Here is a 25,821-nt window from a genome sequence, read left to right as displayed (position 1 = left end):
TGCTGGCCAACACCCTCACCGCCTGCTGCCGCGCAAACAAACTCCCAGAACCAGAAGGCCTGACCGCCTGATAAACACGGGGGCCGGAGCGTATCCGTCGGACCGGTCCCCTTTTTTTGGCAGGCAAGGTTCCAGCCAAACCGCCCCCAGACCGCCCCATGAGAGCATGGGCAAAGCAGCCTGAATGGGTTTGACAGCTGAATAATTCATGATATCCCTGTATTCCCAATTGGTTACAGGTGAAGACACTATTGTGTCTGAGGCATTCGGGTTGAGCTATGCTAATTCATGCACAAAAGCGGTATGACGTCTAAAATAAGTACAATCCAGAAGGCATTTTCACCGCAGCGTGTGGCAGCGGGTTTGGCCTTTCTTCCTTTACTTGCATATGCGTTTCCACCCTTTCTTGACTCTGACCTTTCATTTGGATTGCGGCTTGTATTCTGGGCCGGGGTAATACTCCTTGCTCTGACGGTGACCGGGCTGGTCCGAAAGCTGATGCAGAAGAATTTTGCCCTTCTGAACCTTCTGGCGCGGGACCTGACATATGTTGTCTTGACCGTGGCTTTGTTCACGCCTTCTTTGTGGATGCTAGCCTGGGCACTTTACATCCTTGGTGGAAGTATGGTGCCAGATACCGAACGGGTTGTCGTGTACGGCGCTTTGTTCGCGACAGGCTTGATGCTTGTTCAGCGTAACGACCTGAATGCCTCGGCCAATACTGAATCCGATCCTGAAAAACCACGCCTTGTCAAACGCTTGCCGCCCAGGTTCAACGGGCAGATCTATCGCCTGACTGTTCGGGATCACAACGTAGATGTTGTCACCTCAGAAGGCACCTTCACGCTTCGGTCGCGTTTCACAGATGCAATCGCCGAGATGGAGCCTGTCCCGGGTCATTGTTCGCACCGTTCGCATTGGGTCACCGACGCATCCATTGCAAGTGTCGAAAGAGAAGGCAGCAAAACCTTTCTGAAACTGGTCAATGGAGATCTGGTTCCGGTCAGCCGGAAATACAAGCCGTTGCTGGAACAGGACGGCCTGATTTGAACCTATTGTGGCATTGGCATCATATGCGGATGCGGACCTGTGAGAATCGCTATCGCCTGCGATCCCATGAGTGCCGACAGCACATGATCCGAACTGCGCAGCCCCCCGGTAAAGGTGCCATATGCCGGAAGTATCAGGCGATGATCGTTCAGCAGAAAGGCGGGGCGTGAAATATGACGTCCCTTGACCCTGATCCGGACTTTTGGATGGTAATGGCCGGAAACTTCTCCTCGCGCGGGATCCTGCGCGATATGACGGAAAACAAGCGGGCCACGGTGCCATTCGAACAGATGGGTTCCACCCATCTCAATAGGACCGGGATCGTGGTTCCCCTCAATCCAGATCCACTGACGTCCGGACTGTAAGGTCGCGATCCTTAGCATTTCTGATTTTGGCAGCGCCCGGGCAGCCTCAAGATCATCGAAGCTGTCGCCCAGACATACAACGGTTTTGGCGTTCGTGCGCGCCAGATCATCCTTCAGGCGGTCCAGCGTTTCACGGCTGTCATAAGGCGGAAGCGAAGGCCCACCACGCCGCGCCACGCGCTCGGATTTGCCCAGATGCAGGTCCGACACGCACAGCAAGCTTTCGTCTGGCCACCAAAGCGCACCGGACGGCAAAGCACACAAGCACTGACCAGCAAACGGAAACCCAAATTCGTTCATGATACGTTCTTGGCCTGTTTCAGAGCCCGGCGCAAGCAGATCAAAGCTGTTCCAACCCCGCCGCTTGCAGCAGCCGTGCGCTTTCCTCCGCCAGAAGCCTTTCTTCGGCACTGCCTTTCACCGGCACTTTGCCAACCTCAAGAAACAGTGGTGCTGACAAGGGCGAGACACGCTCGAGCCGCACCAGATCGATTCTGTCGCCAATTCGGGCCAACATTGTTTCGATCCGACCGAAATCGACAAGCCCGCGCATGGCTTCTTCGCGGGTGATCTGCATCAATAGGTGATCGGGATCGTATTTCAGCAAGGTGTCATACAGGATATCTGACGAAAACGTAGCCTGCCGCCCGCTTTTGCGTTGCCCTGCCATGTTGCGTTCGATCAGACCCGCAATGGTGGCCGATGCACGAAACGTGCGCTTCATAACGGCGTTACCTGCCAGCCAGGTGTCCAGTCCGTCGCGCAGCGCATCGGGTTGAAGCAACGGGCGGGGATCGGTAACCGCGTCCAGACCCCAGATCAGCGTGGCATAGTCCGTGGCGACAAACCCCAGCGGGGCCAGTCCGGTTTCCTCCATCCGTTTGGTCAGCAGCAGGCCCAGTGTTTGTTGCGCGTTGCGACCAGCAAATCCGTAGACGCACAGATGTTCACGCCCATCGCTGGGAAAGCTCTCGATCAGCAGACGATCACGCTGGGGCAGGCGGGACATCTGGCGCTGCAAATCCAGCCATTCAGCCGTATGAGGGGGAAGCTGTGGCCAGTCAGTTTGGGCAAACATGCGCAGAATGCGGTCGCTGAGTTGCGTGGAGGTTGCGAATTTCGTGCCCGAAAAGGTCGCAATCTTTGGCTTTCGGTCAGCGCGCCGCGTGACTTCGACCACCATCTCGCGCAGTCCCTCATACCGCACGATTTGCCCGCCGATCAGGAAGGTGTCGCCGGGCGTCAGCGAGGCAGCGAATGCTTCTTCAACCTCACCCAGAGGTTTGCCGCCCCGGTTACGTTTCAGACGAACTTTGAGCGTATCCGTGTCCTGAATAGTGCCTAGATTCATACGAATGCGCGATGCGGCGCGTGGGTCGCGCAACTGCCATTGCCCGTCGGTACGCTGCTGCAACCTTTGCCAGCGATCATAGGCTTGCAGAGCATAGCCGCCGGTGGCGCAGAAATTCAGGCAGGCGTCAAACTCTGCCCGCTTCAGCTGAGCGTAAGGCCCGGCGGATGTCATCTCGGCATATAGATCATCTGCGTTAAATGGCCCGGCGCAGGCGGCAATCAGGATATGCTGGCACAAAACATCGCGCGGGCCGCGACCGCGGGGTTCCCCATCCAATTCATGGGCTTTGGCGGCCTCTAGCGCGGCGACGCATTCGACCACTTCGAAGCGATTGGCAGGCACCAAAAGCGCCTTGGAAGGTGCGTTATAGCGGTGGTTGGCCCGTCCTATCCTTTGCACCAGCCGTTTGACATTCTTGGGCGCGCCGATCTGGATCACCAGATCGACATCCCCCCAATCGATGCCCAGATCCAGCGAACCGGTGCAGACGATCGCGCGCAAGTCACCTCGAACCATTGCCGCCTCGACCCGCTCGCGCTGCTGCCGGTCCAGACTGCCGTGATGGATGCCGATGGGCAGACCGTCATCATTGGCCAGCCAAAGATTGTGAAAGAATATCTCGGCCTGGGCGCGCGTATTGTGAAAGATCAACGTGGTCTTGTGATGCTTGATCTGCTCCAGCACAGCTGGGATGGCATAAGCCGCGCCACCACCAGACCAGGGTGGCATCTGTGACGTTTCCAGCATTCGGATATCCGGGTCCGGGCCGGGGTCGGCCTGTACAATCTGGCAGGGATCAGGGTGGCGGGCCAGAAAGCGGGCAACCGCAGCAGGATCTTCCACCGTCGCCGACAACCCGACGCGGCGCAGATCGGGATTGAGGCGTTGCAGACGCGCCAGCGCCAGAATCAGCTGATCCCCGCGCTTGCTTTCAGCCAGTGCGTGGATTTCATCGACGATGATCCGCTGCACCCCTTCAAACATACGCGGCGCATCCTCGTACGAGGTCAGCAACGCCAGACTTTCCGGTGTGGTCAGCAGGATGTGGGGCGGATCGGCCCGTTGGCGTTTCTTCTGCGTGGCTGAGGTATCGCCGGTGCGATCCTCGATCCGAATAGGCAGACCGATCTCATCCACCGGGGTGCGCAGGTTACGCTTGATATCCGCTGCCAGCGCCTTGAGCGGCGAGACATAGATTGTGTGCAATCCATTGTGATCAGCATCCGCAAGTTCAGCCAGCGACGGCAGAAACCCGGCCATGGTCTTGCCGCCACCGGTGGGCGCAATCAGCAGTGTCGCCGGGCTGCATGCGCGGTCGAACATCTCTTGCTGATGCGGGTGGATGGACCAGCCTTTGGTGGAAAACCACGCGGCAATCCGTGCGGGAATCTGCGTCATGAACGCAGACTACCTGCCCCGGAGTGGTAATGGCACGGCGTTATTTGACGATTTTCTCGTCTTTGACGAACATGTTGGCCCAGGCCCGGTCGATCAGTTCGGGGCTCATCTGATAGGGGATGCCTTCGAACTCGCAGATCGAGATCATCTGGTCGATCAGAAAGATCGGTTGATAGTTGGCGTAGATGTTGTTGATGGTCGGGTATTTGACCTTCAGCAGATGCACCAGCGCCGCCTCATCCAGTGGCATCCCGCGTTTACGCGCAACCATGGCGAAAATCTTCAGGAAGTTCTCCTGATTCGGACCGTCGATCTTGATCTTGAAGAAAATCCGGCGCAGGGCTGCCTGGTCAAAGATCTCGTTCGGGTGGAAGTTGGTCGAGAAGATGACCAGCGTATCAAAAGGAACTTCGAATTTCTCACCCGATTGCAGGCCCAGGATATCCTTGTTTTCTTCCAGTGGAACAATCCAGCGGTTGACCAGCGCCTGCGGCGGTTCGGCCTGACGGCCAAGGTCGTCCACGATAAAGATGCCGCCGGTGGATTTCAGCTGAAGCGGTGCCTGATAGGTTCTTGCCGTGGGGTTGTAGACCAGGTCCAGCATACTAAGCGACAGTTCACCGCCGGTGACTACGGTCGGGCGTTCACACTGTACATAGCGTGAGTCGAACCGTTTGCGGCGGCGCAGGCTGTTCGGGTCGTCGGCCTCCTGCTCGATCGCGGTATGCACGATCGGGTCGTAGACTGTGATCACCTGCCCCGCATATTCGATGGCATAGGGTACATAGACATTGTCCCCCAACGCATCGCGAATGCCGTTCGAGATGGACGATTTACCGTTGCCCGGCGGGCCATACATCAGGATCGACCGGCCTGCGCTGACCGCCGGGCCCAGATGATCCAGCAGGCTGTCGGGCAGAACCAGATGGCCCATGGCATTGGTCAACTGGTCGCGCGTGACCTGAATGTTGCGGATCGACTGGCGCTTGACCTGCTCGCGATAGACATCCAGCGGCACGGGCATCGCACCGAAATACTCGGACTGGCTGAGGGCATCCAGTGCGCGGGCCTTGCCGGCATCAGTCAGCTGATATCCCATCTCGTTGCCACTGTTGGCGTTCAGCGTCCCCGTAGCCTCAAGCAATTTTTGTTCGCGCGCGATATCGATCAGTTCCTGCGTGACAGCACCGGGCAGACATATGGCTGCTGAAACTTCTGACACTGTGCTCGCATTCTTGCGAAATATGGTCTTCAGCAAAATATCCCGCATCATCACCAGCGGAAGCTTCATTTCGCCTAACCCCTTCGGGGCAGGGGGGGCCATAACAGAGGAAGTCTGCATATTCATGCGCGGTGCTCGTTCGTCAAATTGTAACGCCAACTGCCCGAATAAGGGCGACTTGAAGGAAAAGTGACCCAGCTTTGTGGCGGGACAAAGGCAGCGGCAAGGCGCGCTGATGATAGTTTACGAACCGAGAACAGTACCCAGAATCAGATACATGGCCAACGAGCCACCCAGTGCGAAACCCATGGGGAACTGTTTGCCCCGATCCCAGCTTTCCCAATGTGGCGCAATGGTGCGCAACCTTGTGATTTTCGCCAAACGGTGCGTGACCACGGCGGCCAGAATACAGGCGGTCAGAATAAGAAGCACCAGCTTTAGATCGCCAAGCCAGACAAATGGCGCGGACGCGGCAAGAAACTTCGCGTCACCCGCGCCCATTGCTCCTGACGCGTTCAGAAGAATGCCGAAAATCAACACAACAGGGATATGCAGAAGATGCCAGAAGTAGATTGGCATCGACACATTGATCAGCAACAGATGACCGCTGACCGCACCGGTGGACCAGGGCGGGATGGCAATCAGCCCGACCACGACATAAATCAGCGCCAGGGCAACAACTGCATGGTTCTTGATCCGCATCTCACGCATATCCGTGAAGGCCACGTAAAAGCAGATCGGCAGCACGAAGGGCAGGAACCATGCCGCCGCCGCAGCGGGGATTTGCATGTGTCAGGCCTCTTCAAGCGCACGAAGCGAGCGAACCGCTTCATCGAAATGCTGCGGATGAGTGGCAATAGCCTCGCGGAACAGGTTTTTCGCGGTTTCTACGTCGCCTTGTTTGACTGCGGAAATACCCATCGTATTCAGCAGTAGCGCCCGTTCAACCTGGGTCATCGGCACCACAGGAAGGCTATAGTTGCCCTGCGCTGACCGGGCCAGAACCAGATTGTTCTTGGCAGTGAACAAAGAGCTGTCCTGACGGACTGCGTCGGTAAACAGGCGTTCGGCCTCGGCATACTGGCCACGGGTTAGTTTCGAATACCCCCAATTGTTCATCACGCTGCCCGGGCGGGTGGTCAGCCCAACGGCCGTTTCATAGAAATGATCAGCCCGCTTCCACTCTTTCCGGGAATCCGCGACCACCGCCTCAAGACGGTAGCGTTTGAAGGTTTCGAACGTTGGGGGAACCGAATCCAGAACGGTTTTAGCCTGAGACCAGTCGCCATTTCGCACCAGCGCATCGGCATACTCGACCTTGTCTGCGGCGTTCGTACCCTTCATTGTCGTCACGCGCTTCCACGCTGCTGCCGCTTCGGTGGTGCGTTTTGCGCGTCCCAAGGATATTGCCAATCCGCGCTGAAGGTCGATGCGATCAGGGTTCTTGAGTGTGGCACCGTGGAAATACGTCACCGCCTCATTCGGGTCGGCGGCACTCAACAACACATCGTTCAGGTTGGTTTCGTCAATGACGTTCACTTCCTGAAACGTTCGTTCCACCTTTTCCTCTTCGGTTTCCTTTGCACAGGCCGAAAGGATCAGACCGCTGACAATAACTGCCGGAATCAAGAATTGCTGGCGCATTTTTTGCGTCCTTTACTGCTCTTGCCTCGATTACTGGATTTTGCGTAGCGCGAATTGCCCGTCGCCAAGCTGCTCCAGTGTAAATTCTTGTTGTTCTTGCGGGATATTATTAACAGGATTTTCCATTTTTGCGAGTGCTAAGCGCAGATTGTCGCGGATTGCGTCACTTTCGCCATTGTCCAGCGCGTAAGCCCGTTGAAAGACCTGCGCCGCTTCGGGGTACTCCTGTTTCTCCATCAGCAGAACGCCCAGATTATTCCATGCAACAGGCCAATCCGGATCGCCTTCCACGGCGCGGCGCAGCAATTTCTCAGCCTGCCCTAAACGCCGCAACCCAAGATTGGCCGTACCCAGAGAGGTCAGGACCTGTGTCGTCATACCTTGGTCCAGCGCGGCGCGCGTAAAGGTATCAAGCGCCAGTTCGTATTCACCGGCAGCCATCAGCCGGTTTCCGACCTCGATATTGTCTTCTGCTTGTCCCCTGGGATCAACTCCCGGCGCATCCAGGCCGTTCGGCGACAGGCCTTCTGTGCAAGAAGCCACCATGGTGCAAACCACGGTGGCCTTAAGTATTCGGCGAAACCCGGAAGGGAAGCACCAGAATTCAGCTTTCATAGGGGTTTATCATCCTGCGCGCCCGAAAGTCGAAATGACATTCGCCGACGGGCCGACCAGAATGATCAGCAGTGGCGGAACTGTCAGCATCATTGTGACAAGAGTCATCTTGGTAGGCAACTTGTTCGCAGCCTCTTCGGCGCGCATCACGCGTTTGTCACGCATCTCTGAGGCGTAAACCCGCAATGCCTCGGCAATGGATGTACCGAAAGTCGCCGACTGGATCATCACGGTGACGAATGAGTTCACGTCCTGTACGCCGCAGCGCACTCCGAAATCGCGCAAAACAGTGTCTTTGTCCTTACCGGCTTTCATCTCGTGTGCGACGGTTTCGAATTCCTGAGCAATATCTGGGTAGGAGGATTTCATTTCACCGGACACGCGCACGATGGCCTGGTCCAGTGATTGTCCGGCCTCAACACAGACCAGCATCAGGTCAAGCGTATCTGGAAAGCCTGCGGTAATCGCCTCTTTGCGTGCTTCGACCCGGCGCGTGATCCAGTATTTCGGCGCGAAATAACCGATTGCGGCTGGCACGAATACCCGGATCATCATCTGCTGGCCGGTGAACTCCTGACCGTTTGACAGGACCGTAATCAGCAGAACACCGACAACGATACCAATGATACCCAGCGAAAACTGCGCAAAGTGAAAGAACCGGACCGCATCTTTTGACCGGTATCCCGCCTGACGCAGCTTCAGCTCAACCGCCGAATACTCTTCTTCGTTTTTCGGTTCCAGGAAAGTCGCGAATTTCTCAAGCTGCTCATTGCGGCTGGAGTTACGCAGTTGCTCTTTCTTGCTTTTTTTCGTCGCCCGGGGCGCCGCATTCGACCGCTGAAGCTTTTTCAGAGGATCTTCCGGCTGGCTCATGATCAGTGAGACAGCGACAAGAACCATGATCAGGCCAAGTACACCCACTACGATCAGGGGGCCGAACTCACCCAGGTGTTGGGTCAGCAGGTCATTGATGTTGGTCAGAAATTCCATTGTGCTGCCCTCAGACCTTGATGTTGGTGATGATCTTCATGACGATCAGGTTCAGTGTCAGCAAAATGCCGACAACGAAACACGCAGGGATGAACCAGGGGTGATCCAACACTTCGTCATAATACCCCGGATCCTTGACCAGGATGAAAATCAGACACGCAATTGGGAAGCCAGACAGGAACTTACCTGACCATTGGGCTTCGGCCGTGATCGCCTTGACGCGCCGGAACAGGCGGAACCGCGCGCGGATCACCTGTGCCAATCCAGCCAGAATTTCAGCCAGGTTACCACCGGACTGCTGCTGAATACCCACAGCAACCGCGAGGAACCGAAGATCCTGCATGTCCAGACGTTCGGCCATATCTTTGAGCGCCTCGCCCACATCGCGTCCATAGGCGCATTCATCCGCGATAATACCAAACTCGGTTCCCAGCGGATCCTGAACTTCGTTGGAAACAACCTGAATTGTCGAAACGAAAGGATTACCCACACGAAGCGAACGCACCATCAGCTCAACCGCGTCAGGCAGTTGCTCTTCGATCATGCCCATACGTTTCTTGGCCTTGTGGTTTACCCACGCGTAAACACCGCCAATACCGATGGCGATTGAAATCGCGATGCGCAGCGCCGTATCCGTCGCGGTACCAATGCTCAGACCGACAAATGCCATGGCCGAGACCAGAGCCATGATCATGATCAGCTGACGGGGTGAAAACGCAATCGCGGCTTTTTGAGCCTTGTCAGCAAGCAGCGAATACAGAGGAATGCTCTGTGATTTCATGTGCTGCTGCATTTCCTTGCGCAGCTGCTCCAGAACCTGTTCGCGCCCGGCACCCTTTTCCAGCATGTCCAGACGCCGGTTGACCCGGCTGTTCAGGCTGATGGATTTGCCGAACGCAACCAGATAGATGCCCTCGACCAGGGCAAGAACCCCCACAAAGATGGCGACATAGATGATCGCCTCCATAGGCAATTGCATACCCGGTTCTCCTACATTGTGGTTGGGTCGTAGATGGATGCGGGCAGATCAAACCCCCACAGACGGAAGCGTTCCGAATAGTGGCTGCGCACACCAGTTGCCGTAAAGTGACCGATGATCTTGTTGTCAGGTGTCAGGCCAACACGTTGAAAACGAAAGATTTCTTGCATTGAAATCACGTCACCTTCCATACCGGTAATCTCGGTGATCGAGGTCATGCGGCGCGAACCGTCCTGCAATCGGCTGGCCTGAACGATCAGGTTCACAGCGCTTGCGATCTGGCTGCGGACGGCCTTAATGGGCATTTCGATGCCGGCCATCGCGATCATGTTTTCCAGACGTGAAATCCCATCCCGGGCCGAGTTCGCGTGGATCGTGGTCATCGAACCGTCGTGGCCAGTGTTCATGGCCTGCAACATATCGATCACCTCGGCGCCGCGTGTCTCGCCGACGATGATGCGGTCAGGTCGCATACGCAAGGCGTTCTTCAGACAGTCGCGCGGACTGACCTCACCTTTGCCTTCCACGTTGGGCGGTCGGCTTTCCATCCGGCCCACATGCGTCTGTTGCAGCTGAAGTTCCGCTGTATCCTCGATGGTCAGGATGCGTTCGGCATCGTCGATAAAGCTGGACAGAGCGTTGAGCGTAGTCGTTTTACCGGAACCGGTACCGCCCGACACGATAACGTTCAGTCGGGTCGACACGGCAGCTTGCAAATAGGCAGCCATTTCCTCGGTGAACGCACCAAAATTGACCAGATCATCGATACCCAGCTTGTCTTTTTTGAATTTACGAATCGAAACCAGAGACCCATCAACCGCGATAGGGGGCACCATGGCGTTGAATCGCGATCCATCGGCCAGTCGGGCGTCAACATAGGGGTTGGATTCATCGACACGACGGCCTACCGCGGACACGATCTTATCGATGATCCGCATCAGGTGCTTTTCATCCTTGAAGGTGATGTCGCTGATTTCCAGCTTACCGGCACGTTCGACGAAAATCTGATGCGGTCCGTTGACCAGAATATCGTTGACCGTATCGTCCTGCAGAAGCGTCTCAAGCGGGCCAAGGCCTGTTACTTCGTCATAAAGTTCTTTGTTCAGCTGCGATCGGTCGTCGCGATTCAGAACGATGTTCCTGGTTTCCAGAACTTCGCTGGCGATTGCGCTGATTTCGGCTCGTAGCTCCGCTTCGGCGGCAGTTTCCAAAGCTGCCAGGTTCAGGTTCTCCAGCAACTCGCGGTGAAGTTCGATCTTGATCTCACTCAGCCGCTCTTTGCGTTTTCGATCACGATCTGCCCCGGCAACCTCGGCCGTTTTTTTCTGAGGTTTGCGTACGACGGCCGTTGCAGCGGGGCTGGGGGCAGCTTGTGCGGCAGGTGCCGCCGTTTCGACCGGCTGCGCTGCCGCTTTGACGGGCTGCGCTGCTGGCTGTTTTTTATATCTTGAAAACACGGCGATCCCCCCTTGGGATGATGTTACGCAGCTTCAGCGCTGCTGCTGCCAAGGCTGTGAAGTGATTTGGCGAGCTTCGCGATTTCCCGGCGAAGCGGGTTCTTGGCGGCTGAATTGGCCAGCGGCAAACCATGGTCGCCACTTTGCATGACAGGTTTGCCCCCATCAGGCAGCAGCAGATCAATAGAGATGCCAAGGCTTTCCCCCATACGTTTCACGCGGCTTTTTCCATTCAGGTCGGTGAATTTTGGGGCCCGGTTCAGCGCAAAGCGCAGCTTGTTGAAGGGCAGTTCTTCGGCCTGCAACGCGCGCTTGAGGCGCAGGGCGTTCTGAGCCGAGCGCATATCAAGCTCGATCATTGCAAAATATACATGCGCCGCCTGCAAGACCGTTTCCGACCACAAGACCAGCGTTTTGGGCATATCCACAACCACATAGTCGAAATGCGTGCGCGCCACGTCAATCACGCGCTGGATGTCTTCGGGGGTAATCAGGTCCAATGGCACCATGTCGGATGGTGCAGTCAGGACCTGCAGTTTTTCTTCATAAGTTTGAAGAGCTTGTGAGAAAACCTCGCTGTCCATCGAATCCGTATCCGACAGCATTTCGAACACCGTCTCGCGGCGTGCCAGGTCCAGATAGGTTGAAACCGTGCCGTATTGCAGATCCAAATCGATCAGACAGACAGACGGGGCATCCTTGTCCGAGGCACAGGCCAGTTCCCAGGCCAGGTTTACCGCCAAAGTCGTGGATCCCACGCCACCAGCAAGTCCCTGAACGACGAACAACGCGCCTTCCTTTGATTCGCCACTTGCCAATGGAACAGCTGCGGCTTGCGCCATGACAACCGGATCGGGCTGCTTCATGCGTTCTACCGCTTCCTGCAATTCACCTTCCGGAAGCGGGTAGGGGACAAACTCGTCCGCACCCTTGCGCAGCAATTGGTGGAGCGAAGCAGGTGTGACGTCCTCTGCGATCAAGACGACCTTGATCTTCTTTTCCTTGGCCCGCGTGATGATTTCACCCATCAATGACAGGTTGTCTTCATCTTCCCCGTCGATTGCCAATGCAACGAATTCAAGTGCTTCGGCTTCTGGTTGGCTAAAAAAGGCCAGCGCTTCGGCAAAGCCCAGGTCGCCCCAGCGTTCGCCCAGAATGGTTTCCATGTCTTCAATCAGAAGGTCGAAATTCTGGACATCCCGGCTTATGGTGCAGGCCAGGATTGCAGAATTTTCGTCTTGCGGCGTTGCGCTGGTCATAAACACTATCCTCGTCGTGAGGGCTCAGCATGTCATATGAACGAATTCCGCCAGATTGATGTGCTGTCGCCCCAATACGGTCAAATTTGGCCGCAGGTCACCCTATTTTTCACAATGTTGCTTTGAAGTTGGGCAAGAATTGGGCGCAAAAGAACCAATTGTAGGGAAATGGGCGACGATGTCGCCCATTCTGCTTGTATTATCCACCAATGCCAGCGGCACTAGTTGGCCGTATCTGTTGTTGATACATCTTCGATCACGCTCTTCCACGTCGCACTTTCAACGTATTCGCGATAGATGATGTTGGCGTATTTGCCGTCCAGCAGCTGCGGGTGACGGTCAACAAAGCCAGAAACTTCCGTTACCGTCCGGCGGTTGCGGCGATCCCGATTCGGTGTCGCGATCAACGGCTGCGTTTTTCCAAAGGATACAACGGCTTCAAGACGTGAACGCGAGATTCCTTGCCGTTCAAGGAATGCGACTACTGCCTGTGCGCGGCGTAGACCAAGGCTCTTGTTGTAACTGGTTGATCCTACAGCATCTGTGTGTCCGTAAACCCGGAACCTGGCTTCGGGGAACTGTTTGATCCAGTCAGCCTGCTGCAACAGTATGCTTTGCGCTGATGCGTCCAGTTGCGAACTGTTGAAGGCAAAGTTCACTTGGCTGGGCACATCCGCGGCAAATCTGCGCCCAAGAATCTGAGCATAGGTCAACTCGCCGTTTTGAACCTGGATATTGTTCAATGTCGCGTTTCCAAAGGTTCCGGCATCGATCTCATATCCGACCTCGCGCGTACATGCGGCAACGGCGACCGTAAGACCCAGTGTGATGATCCACTTCTGCATTGGTCCAATCCTCCTGATCAATCTAGGACGTAGCCGTACGAGCTGCCAAAATTCTGTTTGGCAACTTCGGATGCTCCGCCGGCTCCGGGACGCTGTGTACGAGCAACCCGACCATTCGCGAACAGGTCAAATTCGCTGGGTGGTTTGACACGATCGGTGGGAAGGGCTAGCGCCTCGCCACGCGTCGGCGTCACCAGATGCGCCGTTATGATGATGACAAGTTCACTTTGTTCACGCTGATAGTCAGCGCTGCGGAACAAGGCCCCCAGAACCGGCACATCTCCCAGCCACGGTACTTGGTTGACCTGGTCTACAAAGTTGTCCTGAAGCAGCCCTGCGATGGCAAAGCTTTCCCCGTCGCGCAACTCTATAGTGGTCTTGGCTTCCCGCACGATAAAGCTGGGAACGGTGTCTCCATTGATCGTGAAGTTCGTGCTGGTGTCGATGCTCGAAACCGAGGTGCCCATTTCCAGATTGATCAGGTCGCCGTCCACAACCCGCGGGATGAAGTTCATATTCACACCGAAGGGTTTGTACTCGATTGCCACGACACCGTCGTCTTGCGGCACCGGAATCGGAACCTCACCGCCAGCCAGGAACGTTGCTTCCTGTCCGGACAGGGCCGAAAGGTTTGGTTCGGCAAGGTTGCGAACAAGGCCCTTCGACTCGAGGGCTTGCAGCAGCAAGTTGACCTGGGCTGATCCGACCCCGAAGCCAAACAACAAGACACCATTTTCCACGGTGATAGGGGGAACAAGGTTCTGCGGATTGAAGCCACCGACAAAATCAGTGCCCGCAACTGAAAGTGTTGAAGAAAGCTCTTTTGCGACTGAGCGATTCATCTCGGCAAAGCGTACTTTCAGCATCACTTGCTGCACGCCACCTACAGACATCAGGTTCGATACACGTTCGGGCGCGTAGCGTTCAGCCAATTCAAGTGCGCGGGCCAGTTTGGCGGCGCTTGAAACCGTGCCGGAGAGTACGATGCCATCATTGGCGGTGCGCACTTCAATCTGCTCGCTTGGCAGGATCTGACGCAGACGCTCTTTAAATTCGGTTACATCGGGCGAGACCCGGACACGTACGTTGGCAAGCAGATTTCCTGCGCCATCAAACAGTGTTAGCGTGGTCAGGCCAGGGGCCTTGCCCAAAACATAGATTGTGCGATCCGAAAGCGAAGAGATATCCGCAATGCCTGCGTTGGCAATGCTGAGCTCTGCAAACGGTTGTTCGCTTTCCACAACAATCGCGCGATTCATCGGAACTTCCAGCGTTTCCACTGTGCCCTTTTTCACCACGCGAAGGGTTTCAGCCCAGGCGGCATCGCCGACCGGGCTCATAACAAGCGACAACCCCAGCAGGGTTGCGCTGATCCAGGAACGTATTGTCATGTGACCTGCCTCTCCGATCACGCCTCGTTTTTCGGGTCTTATGCCCTATGTGCAAAGAGACTGCGCGAAATCCGAATTTATTGCAATAATCAATGGTTTCTGGAATTTTCCTTATGTGGAGAATTGGCAACAACAACAAGAAAAGAGCCGCATCTGAGATGCGGCTCCGATCTTGTAACACTCTGAATTGGCGTCAATTTGTACAGGGGATAGGCACGTTGACTATCTCTCCGCCGCGTCTGATGCGCGTCGTGCAGACCTGTTCAACCTCTTCCTTCGGTTCCGGAGCGGCTGCCGTTATTCCAAGCAGTTTGCGCTGATCCACCTCGATTGCCGACGCAACAGAGTCATCCTGTACCCCAACAAGGGCCAGTGACAGCCGCCCGGTGTTCTGGGCCTGCGCGAGTGCTGCGACCTGTTCCGGCGTGGCTGCGACCGTGACTGTGCGTGCAATCGTTGCGCTTGCGACGTCCGAACCAGCGGTCTGGTCGACCGCGATGAGTTGAACATTGGTTTCGATCAGTTTGGTGATGCCGCCGGTGTTGCCCTCTACTGTGCCGCTTGATCCGGTCCAGTAGATGTCGACATTGTCGCCGGGGCGCAGGAAGCCTGAAACACCAGAGGCCACGTCGACGCTGATCGCAAAGGCGCGCATACCTTTTTCAAGACGAGAGGTCAGCCCGGCCGATTCGCCTGGCCGTGTGATCTTGACCTCCATAATCGCCTCGTCTTTTTCCATGGTCCTCAGAATATAACGCTCATTGGCGCCACTTTCGGGAAACAAGGCAGTGAGATCAGAGAACGTACCTTCGGGAATCGCGTTTTCCGGCCAGTCTACAGCGCGCACGTCTTCCTGCGTCAGGCGTTCACCGTATTTCAGAGGACGATTTGAAACGTAAACAGTTACCGTCGGGATGACATCGACTTTGGCATTGGCCAGCGCTTCTTCTGCCGCTTGTTTCTGCCGCGCCAGTTCGCTTTGATAAGCCGCAATATAGTTGCGCGCCATGTAAACGGCGCCCCCAGCCAGAGCAACGCCGACAATCAGGACAAGTCCGAATACCGCTCGCATACATGCACCTCTTTCTTATTTAGTCGAATACTAAGCGGCCAAAGGGCCACTTTGAAACAGCCCAAGTGTTAAATGTAAATTGTGTCGAAATGTGGGACAAAAATGTCTGCTTGTTAGATTCTGCGTCAGCTTTCGCACAATTCCGCAAAACAACTGCTGTCATCTCCCTGCGGCAGGCCAGACGAAGAACGACGAAACAAACGCCGCGCCCAAAAAAGTCGCCGCGTTTATTTGCCCGACACGTTCACCAACAAGCTCAGGAAAGCCGGTGGATGCGAAAACTCGCTGTGGGTCAGTTGGTTCCCGCTGTTACAAGGCCACCGGGAGCGGTGTTCGAGCCAGTGCTGACAACAGAGGAACTCATGGCTTGGTTGATGTTACCGCCGATACCATCAACACTTGAGCTGATGACGAGGTAGGTCGCGCCAGACAGACCGATCAGCACTGCGGTCAAAACCACCCAGTCAACGGTCACCGCTCCTGCTTCGTCCGATTTGAACCGATTAAGGAACTTTAGCATCTACTTATCTCCAATACGACAATTCAGTGTTTCCCGTAACGTCGCCTAACAGTGGTTCGTTCGGATGGCGGAATTCAGGCCAAAAGTTGATTTCGGTGGAAATATCTAAGATTCCGCACTTTTTCACGTGTTCCTTGTTGCGGTGAGACCTGAAAAAAAGGGCGTGACTAATTCGGGAGCGCTCTTGGTGTGGCGCGCGGGGTCATGTCTATTAGCCTGAATCTTTGCCTTAGAAGGTACCGGAGCTGCTGAAACAAAAAAGACCGCGCCTGAAAGGCGCGGTCTCAAAATCTTGCTAAACCAGAGGCTTAGTTGGTGCCTGGATTTGTGATACCACCGGTTGCGGTGTTGCTGCCGGTGCTGATTGTCGATGTGGTCAGCGCAGCGTTCACGTCGCCCGCCAGGCCGGTCGCGCCAGCCGAGATCTGCTGGTATGCAACGGCTGCCAGGCCGATGACTGCTGCGGTCAGAACAACCCAGTCAACTGTTACTGCGCCGTCTTCGTCTTTGCGGAAGTTCTTGATGAACTTGATCATGTTACGTCCCTCCTAAAGGATCAAAAAGAGTTTAACAAACCTCGGCGTTCTTCAGAGCTTTCTCTCTCAGTCCGCTCATGTCCGTCTCGGTATGGATTAATGTTTGCCTGTTGTGCGTGGCAGGAATTGGGCCAAACACAGATTTTTTTTCGTGCGGCTTAACTTTTTGGTCACTAGATGCGTAAGCTATTGCAAATAAACGAGAAAAAAATTCTTCGCTCCGCGCCAAGAGCTCCGCAGCGGTGCAAATTTACGCCAAATGGGGCGAAATTGCCCCAATTCGCTTTGTTTTTCTGGCTTTGGGCGAAGATTCGCGGTTCAAATCGCGTAAAAAGAATACATGAGGCAGGCACATGACTCTCCGGAACGCACTTCAATGCGCCGGTGTACTGGCGTTTCTACTATCTGGTGTCGCACCCGGGTATGCGACCGAGGTTGAGCCGCGTGGAGTTTACAAGCGGATCAAAGCCCCCAAGCCGGGTGAGCGTCCTCGCGTGACCATTCAGATCACACCCGAGGAACACGCGGCCAAGCCCTCAGCCCCCAGCACAGGGGTGGAGCTGGTGGTTCCAGAAATCATAGCAAGAACCAAAGTGGTTCAGCCAACAGTGCCCGGAATCGGTGCCGCGCCTGACCCTAAAGGGTCGTACAAGGCATTCTGGGACCGCATTTCACCACACATTGATGAAAGCGGGGCCGGGCGGCTTGATGCTGCGATAAACGCGCTGGCGGCGACGAATGTAAGATCGCCCCGGCTGCAAGCTCTGCAAAACATAGCAAAAGAACGCGGGATCGAGATTTTGCGGTCAACCGTGGGAACCAATGTGTCGCCAGCGCTGGTGCTGGCTGTCATTTCGGTTGAATCGGCCGGTCGCGCGGATGCCGTCAGTTCGGCCGGCGCGCAGGGGCTTATGCAGTTGATGCCCGCCACAGCTGCCCGCTTTGGCGTTAAGGACAGTCTGCAACCCTCGCAGAACATCGCCGGGGGCGTGAAATACCTCAACTGGCTGATGGAAGAGTTCGGGAATGATCCGATTCTGGTTCTGGCCGGTTACAACGCGGGTGAGGGGGCTGTACGCAAACACAGCGGCGTGCCGCCTTATGCCGAAACCCGAGACTATGTCCCCAAGGTTCTGGCCGCTTTCCAGATCGCGCGGGCTTTGTGCGCGACGCCGCCGGATCTGATTTCAGATGGATGCGTGTTCCAGACCTCAAACTGAAAAGGCCCGCCTCGATCCGGCGGGCCTTTTCTTTTGTTCAGCCGACGATTGTAGCTTCGGTCGCGGCGCGCATTTCGTCTTCACTGACACCCTCTGCCAGTTCAACGATCCTCAATCCGCCCTCGACCACGTCCAGAACGCCGAGATTGGTGATGATGCGATCCACGACGCCCTTGCCGGTCAGTGGCAGAGTGCATTCCTTCAGGACTTTGCTTTCACCGTGCTTGTTAGTGTGGTCCATAACCACGATCACGCGCCCAACGCCTGCAACCAGGTCCATGGCGCCACCCATGCCTTTCACCAGCTTGCCGGGAATCATCCAGTTTGCCAGGTCGCCTTTCTCATCCACTTCCATAGCACCCAGAATCGCAGCAGCAATCTTGCCGCCCCGGATCATCGCAAAGGATGTGGCGCTGTCGAAATAGGCAGTGCGGGACAGTTCGGTGATCGTTTGTTTGCCCGCGTTGATCAGGTCCGGGTCTTCTTCGCCCTCATACGGGAAAGGGCCCATACCCAGCATTCCGTTTTCGGATTGCAGAGTGATGTCCTTGTCGCCCACATAGTTCGCCACCAGCGTCGGAATCCCGATGCCGAGGTTCACATACATGCCGTCGTCCAGTTCCTCTGCCGCGCGTGCGGCCATCTGATTGCGGTCCCAGGGCATTATGCGTCCTCCTTCTTTCGGGTGGTGCGCTGTTCGATGCGCTTTTCGTGATCGCCCTGAATGATGCGATGCACATAGATGCCGGGCAGGTGGATCTTGTCCGGATCCAGTGAGCCGCGCGGAACAATCTCTTCCACTTCGGCCACGCAGATCTTGCCGCAGGTTGCAGCGGGCACATTAAAGTTGCGGGCGGTCTTGCGGAATACCAGATTGCCGGTGTCGTCAGCCTTCCAGGCCTTGACGATGGCCAGATCGGCGAAGATTCCTTCCTCAAGGATATAGGTCTCGCCGTTGAAATCCTTGTGCTCCTTGCCTTCCGCAATCACGGTGCCGACGCCCGTCTTGGTGTAGAACCCGGGAATACCGGCACCACCGGCGCGCATCCGTTCGGCCAGTGTTCCTTGCGGGTTGAATTCCAGTTCCAGCTCACCGCTCAGGTACTGGCGCATGAATTCGGCGTTTTCGCCGACATACGAGCTGATCATCTTTCTGACCTGCCTGGTCTGCAACAGGATGCCGATGCCGAAATCGTCCACTCCGGCGTTGTTCGACGCAAAGCTCAGGTCCTTGACGCCCGAATCCCTGATGGCAGCAAGCAACAATTCGGGAATGCCGCACAGGCCAAACCCGCCCGCGGCAATCAGCATGCCATCCGTCAGCACCCCATCGAGTGCCTCGGCGGCATTGGCATAGACTTTCTTCATGGAAAACTCCCCCAATGACATGGTGATGGGCAGGTTGTGCCGCCACGTCATGGGGAAGTCAATAAAACCAGAAGGTTCAGGTATTTCTACGGTAGTTCAGCTGACAATAGTGTCAGTCGGCGATCAGGATCCCACAGGCGATGCGCCCGCCAGCACCGCCAATGGGCTGGCTAATGTGATCGTCGCCAGCTTCGTGGATGATGAAAGTTGACCCGTCCGCATCCAGCAATGCATTCCCGTCACCCTCAAGCGAAACCAGGTTTGTAAAGGCCTCCATCTCGCCCACACCATCCTGTCCCACATATAGATTGGGCAGATCGCCGGGCTCGGGGCCTTCTGAGTTCAGCAGACCATGTGCGCCTTCAACTTTGCCAACATGGCCTTGGGCCGTCTTGAACCCTTCGCCAGCCTCGCAGACACCATGGCTGTGCAGGTGCAACCCGTGTTTTCCCGGCGGCAGGTCTGTGACGCGCACGTGCAGCAGAACACCATTGGGCCCTTGCGTCGCCTTCGCCTGACCAATGACGTCGCCTTGCGCGTTGATGATTTCGGCTGTGGCGGATTTGACGTGATGCGCGGCCTGGCCCTGCGTGGCAGCCGCAACGCTTATCGCCGCAACAAGAATGGCGGTTCTGAACATGTCTCAACTCCTTTACTGAACAACGCAATCCTGTATCGCGTCAGACTGTAAACACGCAGGCCGGTTCCTTTATTCAGAAACCGGCCCGCGCGCTTAGTGACATGTCCCGGTCAAACGTCCGGTTTATTCAGCCGCCTTCTTTGCTGTTTTCTTGGCGGCAGCCTTCTTTTTGGGCGCAGCCTTTTTCTTGGTGCCCTTCTTGGATGCGCGCTCATTGACCAGTTCGATGGCCATTTCCTGCGTCACGTCTTCGGGCTTGATGTCTTTCGGGATGGTCGCGTTGACCTTTTCCCATTTTACATATGGCCCGTACCGTCCGTCCAGAACCTGCATCGCGCCGCCGTCTGGATGCTCGCCCAGGTCTTTCAAGGGTTTTGCCGCTGCGCGCCCGCGCCCACCGGGATTGGCTCGTTTTTCCGCCAAAAGCTCTACGGCGCGGTTCATACCGATCTCGAACACATCATTAGGGTCTTTGAGATTAGCATAGACCGGCTTGGCTTCATCGGCCAGCTGATGCATCAGATAGGGGCCAAAACGCCCGAAGTTCGAGGTGATCATGCCGCCTTCGGGGTGTTCACCGATCTGACGGGGCAGGGACAGAAGCGTCAGCGCCTTGTCCAGATCCATGTCATCCTTGCTCCAGCCGCGTGGAAGCGAGGCGCGCGGCGGCTTCTTGTTCTCGGGCGTGGGTTCACCCCGCTGGACATACGGTCCAAAGCGGCCGGACTTCAGCCAGATCTCATCCCCGGCGTCTTCGCCCAGCAATTGTTCGTCACCTTCCGCGCCTTCACCGGCGATGGGCCGTGTATAGTTGCACTCCGGATAGTTGCCGCAGCCCACGAAGCCGCCAGTGCGCGAGGTTTTCAGGTGCAATTGCCCCAGACCGCATTTCGGGCAGATGCGCGGGTCGGACCCGTCCTCACGCGGGTGGTAAAGCTGTGGCGCCAACGCCTCGTCCAGCTTGTCCAGCACTTCCGAGATGCGCAGTTCGGATGTTTCGCCAATCGCTGCCGAGAAATCGCGCCAGAACTTGCCCAGCAGATCCTTGTAGTCACGATCACCGGCGCTGACGTCATCCAGTTGCTCTTCCAGATTCGCGGTGAACTCGTATCCAACGTATTGACGGAAAAAGTTCAGCAGAAAGATGGTGACGATCCGGCCCTTTTCCTCGGGGATCAGCCGGTTCTTGTCTTTGCGCACATATTCGCGGTCCTGAATCGTGGTCACGATTGAGGCATAGGTCGAAGGACGTCCGATCCCCAACTCCTCCATCCGCTTGACCAAAGTGGCCTCGGTATAGCGCGGGGGCGGTTGCGTGTGATGCTGCAACGCCAGAACGGCTTCGTTATCAGCCATGATTGCGGCTTTGTCCGACTCGCTGGTGGCCTTGGCAAACTGGTCACGCAACGTAGTTTTGGAAAAGCGCGCAGGGTCGCCCTGCATGATCTGTGGCAGGCGCTTTTCGTCATCATCGGCGACATCATCGCGGCCTTCCTCATAGACGCGCATGAACCCGTCGAACAATACCACCTGACCGGTGGCACGCAGACCGACCTGACCGTCATCACTGCCAATCTCGACCGTAGTGCGCTCCAATCGTGCTGCCGCCATCTGGCAGGCAATGGTCCGTTTCCAGATCAGATCATAAAGCTTGCGCTGATCTTCATCCGTGACCTTCAGCGCCTTGGCATCGCGCGTCATATCCGTGGGGCGGATACATTCGTGTGCTTCCTGCGCGTTCTTGGCCTTGTTCTTGTACATACGCGGGCTGTCCGGCACATATTCTGCACCGTACCGATCCGCGATGGTGTCGCGCGTTGCCGTCACGGCCTCGGGCGCCATGTCGATCCCGTCGGTTCGCATATAGGTAATGTAGCCGGCCTCATAGAGGCGCTGCGCAACCTGCATTGCATGGCGCGCGCCCATGCCGAATTTGCGGCTGGCCTCCTGTTGCAGAGTCGAGGTCATGAACGGCGCGCTTGGGTTGCGCGCGGCGGGCTTGGCTTCGACCGAAGTCACACGCAGCGCGCGGCTGGTGACGGCCTGAACCGCCAGTTCGGCTTGTGTTGCGTTGGCCAGATCGTGCTTGTCCAGTTTCTTGCCCGCCAACGTGACCAGCCGCGCCTCATAGGTCTGACCACGCGGTGTCTCGAACAGGGCCCGAACCGACCAGTACTCGACCGGCTTGAACGCTTCGATCTCCATCTCGCGCTCGACGATCAGGCGCAGACAGACCGATTGCACCCGACCTGCGGATTTTGCACCGGGCAGTTTGCGCCACAGAACCGGTGACAGGTTGAAGCCAACAAGGTAATCCAAGGCGCGGCGTGCCAGATACGCTTCGACCAGGGGCATATCGACGTCGCGCGGGTTCTTCATCGCCTCGGTCACCGCCTCTTTGGTGATGGCGTTGAAGGTCACCCGGCTGACCGGTGTATCTTTCTTGATCGAGCGGCGCTTGGTCAGGGCTTCCTGCAAATGCCAGCTGATCGCCTCGCCCTCACGATCAGGGTCAGTGGCGAGGATCAGCGCGTTGTCTTCTTTCAGCGCGTCGGCGATGGCCTTTACATGTTTGCGGCTGTCATTGCCCACTTCCCATGTCATGGAAAATCCATGGTCCGGATCGACCGATCCGTCCTTTGGTGGCAGGTCCCGCACATGGCCGTAAGAGGCCAGAACGGTGTAGTCAGGGCCGAGATATTTATTGATTGTTTTTGCTTTGGCCGGAGATTCTACAACAACTACAGGCATTTAAGGGGAAACCTCGCTCGACGAATTTGGCGCCTTTTATGGTGGTGCAAAATGTGTGGGGCAAGCGGGGATTGTCAATGCGTTCCTTTGGCAGGCGGAAAAGCGACGTGATTTCAGCGTGATACCCGCGCCGGATTGCAGGCAGAGCATTCGACTATGCAATCTTGCCTTCCATCCTAATCAGCTTGCCAGAGACAACAACCCGCCCGGCTGGCGCTGGATTCGTCCGTCCAGTTCAAGGTCGACAAGCGCTGGCCCCAGATCCCCGGCCGAGGCCGCAATGTCGCGCAGCAACTGGTCTTCGGCGATGGGGGAAGGTCCCAACCGCTCAAGGATTTGCGCCTGCAAATCCAGTGCGGCGGGCCGTGGTTGCTTGGCGGGCGGCTCCTCGGGTTTTGCAAAGATCAGATCGCCTTGTTGTGGCAGCGCCTCGACAACGTCGTCTGCCGAACGGACCAGCGTCGCACCATCCCGAATCAAAAGGTTGCACCCGGCAGCGCGGGCGTCAAACGGGTGGCCAGGCACGGCCAGAACCTCGCGCCCCTGATCCAGGGCGTCACGCGCCGTGATCAGGCTGCCGGATTTTGCTGCGGCCTCGACCACCACAACAGCTTGGGCCAGGCCCGAGATGATCCGGTTGCGGCGCGGAAAATGCCTGGCCTGAGGCGTCACGCCCATCGGTTGTTCCGACAGCCGCAGTCCCTTGGTCGCGATTTTATGCGCCAGTTCCGTGTTCTCGGCCGGGTAAATGACATCGACACCGCCCGCCATGACGGCAACAGTGCCGGTGTCCAACGACGCCATATGCGCTGCCGTATCAATGCCGCGCGCCAGACCCGAGACAATCACATGTCCCTTTTCACCCAAGGCGCGCGCCAGACCACGCGCCATCCGTGCGCCCAGCGAGGAACAGTTGCGCGCGCCCACCATCGCAATCGCCGGTTTCTGCAACAGCGACACATCCCCGATGGCCCAAAGCAAGGGCGGGGCATCGGATAGGTCGTTCAATGCGTCGGGGAAATCTGCGGACCCAAGGCACAAAAGCCGCGCTTTGGCGGCTTCTGCGGCCCTGAGTTCCGCCTCGATCACGCCGGGGGGACAGGTTTCATACCCATCTATTCCGGCGGCGCGTGCCATTTCAGGCAGCGCGGCCAGCGCGTTCTGCGCCGAGCCATGTTCGCGCAGCAGCCGACGAAACGTCGCCGGGCCGACCTTGCGCGAGCGCAACAGGCGAAGCCACGAAAACCGGTCCTCTTCCGTGGTGGGTGGGAGTGGGGGGTGATTGGAAGAAAGCTGCTCTTCGGTCATCCGTTGCTCCGCCTGATTGCAGAACTGGTTTACGGGACAGGGGGTTAACAGCCTCTGAATCGCAGATAATTATTAGAGACTTATCTGTACTTCTTGTGGAATTTTACGGTTAAGTATCTGAAAATAAATAAAGTATTATTTTTTCAGCCGGCGCTCAAATTAATGGCGCTGGTTGGAATGCTGTCGAATCAAAGTGGCGCATGGTTAACCCTGCGCCTGCCTTTGCGCTTCTCTTCCGACTCAGGCTGCAGACCCGCCGACAGTCAACCCGTCCATCAGCACTGTCGGTTGACCCACACCCACGGGCACCCATTGACCGTCCTTGCCGCAGGTGCCCATACCCGGATCCAAAGCCATATCATTGCCAAGGCCGCGGATGCGCTTCAACGCCGAAGGCCCGTCGCCGATCAGCGTGGCCCCTTTGACAGGCGCTCCGATCTTGCCGTTTTCGACCCGATACGCCTCGGTGCACGAGAAAACAAATTTGCCGTTGGTGATGTCGACCTGGCCGCCTCCGAATCCAACCGCCCAGATGCCGTCTTTAATATCTGCCACCAATGCTGCCGGATCAGCGTCGCCTCCCAACATGATCGTATTTGTCATGCGTGGCATTGGCTTGTGCGCATAGCTTTGCCGCCGCCCGTTGCCCGTGGGCGCAACGCCCATCAGCCGGGCGTTTTGCCGGTCCTGCATGTAGCCGGTCAATATGCCGTCTTCGATCAACACCGTGCGCGAGCTGGGCGTGCCTTCATCATCCACAGTGATCGAGCCGCGACGGTCAGCAATCGTGCCGTCATCCACCACGGTCACGCCCTTGGATGCAATCTGTTGTCCCATCAGCCCGGCAAAGGCCGAGCTTCCCTTGCGGTTGAAATCGCCCTCAAGCCCGTGACCGATGGCTTCGTGCAGCAAAATACCGGGCCAGCCGGGGCCAAGTGCAACCTCCATCACGCCGGCAGGGGCGGGAACCGCGTCCAGATTGACCAATGCGATGCGCAGGGCTTCGCGCGCCTTGGCCTGCCAGTCGGCAGGGTCGATCAGCCCGCTCAGGCCAACCCGCCCGCCGCCGCCGGCCGATCCGCTTTCACGCCGCCCGTCCTGTTCAACAATGACCGAGACATTCACGCGCGTCATGGGGCGCACGTCACGCACAATCACACCATCGGGTCGCAGAATTTCCACCTCCTGAACGGCGGCGGCGATCATTGCGCTGACCTGAACCACCCGCGAATCCAAATCACGGGCAAAGGCGTCAATCTCCCGCAGGGTTTCGATTTTCACCGGGAAGGCAGCAGATTCGATTGGGTCTTCGTCCGTGTACAGGCGCGTATTCGTGGGGCGGGGGGCTTCGGCGAGCGTTCCGCCTCCATCGCCAACCGCCAGTCGCGCGGTCTCGGCAGCACGTTTCAGCGCGGCAATCGATACGTCAGTGGAATGCGCGTACCCGGCCACTTCGCCCTGAACGGCACGCAGGCCAAACCCTTCGGATGCGTCATAAGACGCGGTACGAAGCCGCCCGTCGTCAAACACCAGAGATTCGGATTTCCGACGCTCGACAAACAGCTCTCCATCCTCGGCCCCGTCCGTTGCCGAGCGCAATATGGCCAGTGCTTCATCTTGCGGCAGGGCGCTCTCAAAGGGGCGAAACGGGGCTTCAGGCATGGGTTGCGACCTTTCGGGTTTGATCCAGATCAAAAATAGCGTCTGTTTGACGCAAGCATTTTGCTTTATCTACCCGCTGGAATATGGTTTTTAACGCGGCCAAAGACAACGGGAGAGGTGCGACCGATTCACACCTTTCCGTCAGGGACGCAAAGATCAAACGATCAGGACAGAA

The 25,821-nt window shown here is 56.9% G+C and carries 23 protein-coding genes; 2 read left to right on the top strand and 21 right to left on the bottom strand.

Annotated features, from left to right (window positions below):
* Window positions 1-498 precede the first annotated feature (498 nt).
* On the top strand, window positions 499-1,050 hold the full coding sequence (locus ACR0BZ_RS15445; RefSeq protein WP_480920664.1) for a LytTR family DNA-binding domain-containing protein: 552 nt from the start codon (window positions 499-501) through the stop codon (window positions 1,048-1,050).
* A 2-nt stretch (window positions 1,051-1,052) separates the two neighbouring features.
* Here the strand turns inward: ACR0BZ_RS15445 and pdeM are convergent, their stop codons facing one another.
* From pdeM to ACR0BZ_RS15370, 15 genes are all read right to left on the bottom strand, one after another.
* Complete coding sequence (pdeM, locus tag ACR0BZ_RS15440; protein ID WP_480920663.1) at window positions 1,053-1,715, bottom strand: ligase-associated DNA damage response endonuclease PdeM; 663 nt, start codon at window positions 1,713-1,715, stop codon at window positions 1,053-1,055.
* 40 nt (window positions 1,716-1,755) lie between these two features.
* Complete coding sequence (locus ACR0BZ_RS15435; protein ID WP_480507734.1) at window positions 1,756-4,167, bottom strand: ligase-associated DNA damage response DEXH box helicase; 2,412 nt, start codon at window positions 4,165-4,167, stop codon at window positions 1,756-1,758.
* 40 nt (window positions 4,168-4,207) lie between these two features.
* Window positions 4,208-5,515 (bottom strand): ATPase, encoded by a 1,308-nt coding sequence (locus ACR0BZ_RS15430; RefSeq protein WP_209505546.1) that lies wholly within the window; start codon window positions 5,513-5,515, stop codon window positions 4,208-4,210.
* A gap of 117 nt (window positions 5,516-5,632) precedes the next feature.
* Window positions 5,633-6,178: a prepilin peptidase gene (locus tag ACR0BZ_RS15425; RefSeq protein WP_480833061.1), complete on the bottom strand. Its 546-nt coding sequence runs from the start codon at window positions 6,176-6,178 to the stop codon at window positions 5,633-5,635.
* Between the two features lie 3 nt (window positions 6,179-6,181).
* Window positions 6,182-7,033, bottom strand: a complete 852-nt coding sequence (locus ACR0BZ_RS15420) for a tetratricopeptide repeat protein (RefSeq protein WP_267363020.1) — start codon at window positions 7,031-7,033, stop codon at window positions 6,182-6,184.
* Between the two features lie 30 nt (window positions 7,034-7,063).
* Window positions 7,064-7,648, bottom strand: coding sequence for a tetratricopeptide repeat protein (locus ACR0BZ_RS15415; RefSeq protein WP_480586136.1), 585 nt, complete (start codon window positions 7,646-7,648; stop codon window positions 7,064-7,066).
* A 9-nt stretch (window positions 7,649-7,657) separates the two neighbouring features.
* Complete coding sequence (locus ACR0BZ_RS15410) at window positions 7,658-8,638, bottom strand: type II secretion system F family protein (protein ID WP_480604995.1); 981 nt, start codon at window positions 8,636-8,638, stop codon at window positions 7,658-7,660.
* A 10-nt stretch (window positions 8,639-8,648) separates the two neighbouring features.
* Window positions 8,649-9,617, bottom strand: a complete 969-nt coding sequence (locus ACR0BZ_RS15405) for a type II secretion system F family protein (protein ID WP_267363023.1) — start codon at window positions 9,615-9,617, stop codon at window positions 8,649-8,651.
* A gap of 11 nt (window positions 9,618-9,628) precedes the next feature.
* Window positions 9,629-11,074 (bottom strand): TadA family conjugal transfer-associated ATPase, encoded by a 1,446-nt coding sequence (locus ACR0BZ_RS15400; protein ID WP_267363024.1) that lies wholly within the window; start codon window positions 11,072-11,074, stop codon window positions 9,629-9,631.
* A gap of 23 nt (window positions 11,075-11,097) precedes the next feature.
* Entirely contained in the window at window positions 11,098-12,333 is a 1,236-nt protein-coding gene (locus tag ACR0BZ_RS15395; protein ID WP_480773932.1) for a CpaE/TadZ family protein, read from the bottom strand.
* A 221-nt stretch (window positions 12,334-12,554) separates the two neighbouring features.
* Window positions 12,555-13,178 carry an OmpA family protein gene (locus tag ACR0BZ_RS15390; RefSeq protein WP_480484368.1) on the bottom strand — a complete coding sequence of 208 codons (624 nt, stop codon included), beginning with the start codon at window positions 13,176-13,178 and terminating at the stop codon, window positions 12,555-12,557.
* 17 nt (window positions 13,179-13,195) lie between these two features.
* Window positions 13,196-14,569, bottom strand: coding sequence for a type II and III secretion system protein family protein (locus ACR0BZ_RS15385; RefSeq protein WP_480920662.1), 1,374 nt, complete (start codon window positions 14,567-14,569; stop codon window positions 13,196-13,198).
* Between the two features lie 193 nt (window positions 14,570-14,762).
* On the bottom strand, window positions 14,763-15,641 hold the full coding sequence (gene cpaB, locus ACR0BZ_RS15380) for a Flp pilus assembly protein CpaB (protein ID WP_171636861.1): 879 nt from the start codon (window positions 15,639-15,641) through the stop codon (window positions 14,763-14,765).
* 292 nt (window positions 15,642-15,933) lie between these two features.
* Window positions 15,934-16,161: a hypothetical protein gene (locus ACR0BZ_RS15375; protein ID WP_480920661.1), complete on the bottom strand. Its 228-nt coding sequence runs from the start codon at window positions 16,159-16,161 to the stop codon at window positions 15,934-15,936.
* Between the two features lie 308 nt (window positions 16,162-16,469).
* Complete coding sequence (locus tag ACR0BZ_RS15370; RefSeq protein ID WP_480920660.1) at window positions 16,470-16,697, bottom strand: Flp family type IVb pilin; 228 nt, start codon at window positions 16,695-16,697, stop codon at window positions 16,470-16,472.
* A gap of 353 nt (window positions 16,698-17,050) precedes the next feature.
* Here ACR0BZ_RS15370 and ACR0BZ_RS15365 point away from each other — a divergent pair, with 353 nt between their 5' ends.
* The gene (locus ACR0BZ_RS15365; RefSeq protein ID WP_480546441.1) at window positions 17,051-17,917 is read left to right on the top strand and encodes a lytic transglycosylase domain-containing protein; all 867 of its coding nucleotides are present in this window, start codon (window positions 17,051-17,053) and stop codon (window positions 17,915-17,917) included.
* 37 nt (window positions 17,918-17,954) lie between these two features.
* Here ACR0BZ_RS15365 and ACR0BZ_RS15360 read toward each other — a convergent pair whose 3' ends face one another.
* From ACR0BZ_RS15360 to tldD, 6 genes are all read right to left on the bottom strand, one after another.
* Window positions 17,955-18,581 (bottom strand): 3-oxoacid CoA-transferase subunit B, encoded by a 627-nt coding sequence (locus ACR0BZ_RS15360; protein ID WP_480473704.1) that lies wholly within the window; start codon window positions 18,579-18,581, stop codon window positions 17,955-17,957.
* A complete protein-coding gene (locus tag ACR0BZ_RS15355; protein WP_267363040.1) occupies window positions 18,581-19,285 on the bottom strand; it encodes a CoA transferase subunit A in 705 nt (234 codons plus the stop codon). The genes ACR0BZ_RS15360 and ACR0BZ_RS15355 overlap by 1 nt, the downstream gene beginning before the upstream one ends.
* 112 nt (window positions 19,286-19,397) lie before the next feature.
* A complete protein-coding gene (locus ACR0BZ_RS15350) occupies window positions 19,398-19,925 on the bottom strand; it encodes a superoxide dismutase family protein (protein WP_267363042.1) in 528 nt (175 codons plus the stop codon).
* A gap of 123 nt (window positions 19,926-20,048) precedes the next feature.
* Window positions 20,049-22,676 (bottom strand): type I DNA topoisomerase, encoded by a 2,628-nt coding sequence (gene topA, locus ACR0BZ_RS15345; protein ID WP_480920659.1) that lies wholly within the window; start codon window positions 22,674-22,676, stop codon window positions 20,049-20,051.
* A 180-nt stretch (window positions 22,677-22,856) separates the two neighbouring features.
* The gene (dprA, locus tag ACR0BZ_RS15340) at window positions 22,857-23,984 is read right to left on the bottom strand and encodes a DNA-processing protein DprA (RefSeq protein WP_480911738.1); all 1,128 of its coding nucleotides are present in this window, start codon (window positions 23,982-23,984) and stop codon (window positions 22,857-22,859) included.
* A gap of 240 nt (window positions 23,985-24,224) precedes the next feature.
* The gene (gene tldD, locus ACR0BZ_RS15335) at window positions 24,225-25,646 is read right to left on the bottom strand and encodes a metalloprotease TldD (protein ID WP_480920658.1); all 1,422 of its coding nucleotides are present in this window, start codon (window positions 25,644-25,646) and stop codon (window positions 24,225-24,227) included.
* Between the last annotated feature and the right edge of the window lie 175 nt (window positions 25,647-25,821).

The sequence above is a fragment of the Ruegeria sp. P8 genome (assembly GCF_056534665.1).
Note: the sequence above shows the minus strand (reverse complement) of the source record. Positions and strands in the feature narration are given on the sequence as shown.